This is a genomic window from Massilia sp. 2TAF26, from assembly GCF_052115005.1.
In the GTDB taxonomy this organism is placed as follows: domain Bacteria; phylum Pseudomonadota; class Gammaproteobacteria; order Burkholderiales; family Burkholderiaceae_D; genus Telluria.
Map to the genome: position 1 here is coordinate 1 of NZ_JBFRFV010000105.1, position 494 is coordinate 494.

Annotated in this window: 1 protein-coding gene; it reads left to right on the forward strand. The window is 64.4% G+C overall.

Annotated features, from left to right (window positions below):
- The coding region (locus AB4Z32_RS27660; RefSeq protein WP_442125009.1) for a TonB-dependent receptor plug domain-containing protein at positions 1–494 on the forward strand (494 nt) is incomplete at both ends.

A 494-nucleotide genomic window follows, 5' to 3' on the forward strand; every position in this document is an offset into this window, starting at 1 on the left:
CCTGAACTCGATTCCGCTGGGCGCGATTCAGCGCGTGGAAATCCTGAAAGACGGTGCTTCCGCAATCTACGGTACCGACGCCATCGGCGGCGTGGTCAACTTCATCCTGAAGACCGACTACAAGGGCCTGGAAGTGGGCACCGACCTGAACGGCACCCAGCACGGCGGCGGCATGAATCGCCGTTATACCTTGCTGGGCGGCCTGGGCAGCCTGAACGACGACGGCTGGAACGTGATGGCCAGCGTCACCCACGACGTGAACGACAAGCTGAGCTCGCACCAGCGCGACTTCGCCAACGGCTTCCAGCCTGAGCGCGGCCTGTCGCCGGACACCACCGGTACGCCGTTCGCCAACATCCTGTCCGGCGCCGGCACCGCACTGGGCACCGGCTTCAAGGTCCCTGGCGATAACACCACCTATCTGCAGGCTGGCCTGCTGAGCCTGCAGCACAAGTGCGACAGCATTCCTGGCATGTCGCAGTACCAGACCGCGC